Raw genomic sequence first — 1153 nt, 5'->3', positions numbered from 1 at the left:
GCGGCGCTTGCTTCAGGTTTGTATGGTATCGAGCACAAACTTGAACCGACACCAATGGTTGTTGGTGATGCGTATTCACAAACGCATCCCAGCGCATTAAAACTTCCTGCAACACTTTGGGAGGCGGCGCAAGCTCTAAAGGAGTCTAAAGAGGCGAGAGGCCTATTTGGCGATGCCTTTGTAGAGCATTTTGCATCGAGCCGAGAATGGGAAGAGCGAGAGTTTCGCAAGCACATTAGTGACTGGGAAATGGACCGGTATTTCGAGATTATTTAACTAGAAGACATATTATGGCTAGAAAACTGAAAACCTATTCGCCAATTGATGGCTCTCTATATGTTCAAAGAGAGTTGGTTGGCGAAGAGCAGATGCTTGAAGCGGTGCTGCTTGCAGATAAAGCGCAAGATGACTGGGCTTTGGTACCCTTGGAAAAAAAGAAGCACATTTGTTCGTTAGCTGTAGAGTGCTTTGAAGAAAAAAAAGAGCTTATAGCTGAAGAGCTATGTTGGCAAATGGGACGACCGATACGATATGCAGAAGGCGAAGTTTCCAGTTTTGCAGCACGCGCCCGTCATATGATCTCAATATCTGATCGATGCCTTGCGTCAAACGAGGTTGACGATAAGCCTGGGTTTAAGCGCTTCATTAAAAAGTGTCCGGTTGGAACGGTAGCAGTTCTAGCACCATGGAATTACCCTCTACACACACCGATCAACTCTATTATTCCAGCTTTATTAGCTGGTAACTCGGTGATCCTAAAGCATTCAGCCCAAACACCTTTGTGCGGTGAACGTATTGTAGAGGCTTTTGCCGACGCGGGTCTTCCTCAGGGCGTATTACAATGCCTTCATATGAGTCATGACACAGCCAAGACTATGCTGGAGCAACCTTCCATAAAGGCTGTGACCTTTACTGGTTCTGTCGAGGCCGGTAAAGATATTGAAAAAGCATGTGCAGGTAGGTTTATTAACCTAACGCTTGAGTTAGGGGGCAAGGATCCGGCCTATATTCGTAGTGATGCTGACCTTGAATATGCTGTTGAATCAACTGTAGATGGTGCTTTCTTTAATTCCGGTCAGTCGTGTTGTGGGCTCGAACGGATTTATGTTCATCAGTCAATTTATAGTGCGTATGTCGAGCGCTTTGTAGAGCT

At 45.9% G+C, this 1153-nt stretch carries 1 protein-coding gene and 1 pseudogene; both read left to right on the top strand.

The window, feature by feature from the left end:
- Positions 1 to 276 (top strand): annotated as a pseudogene (locus tag A3763_RS21780) (glutamine synthetase); the annotation flags it as partial.
- Between the two features lie 14 nt (positions 277 to 290).
- Positions 291 to 1153, top strand: an 863-nt coding sequence (locus A3763_RS21775; RefSeq protein WP_156495248.1) for an aldehyde dehydrogenase family protein, incomplete at its 3' end; no start/stop codon positions are given.

The organism is Oleiphilus sp. HI0128 (assembly GCF_001635365.1).
The sequence above is the reverse complement of the archived record's forward strand: the minus strand, read 5'-3'. Positions and strand labels throughout refer to the sequence as shown.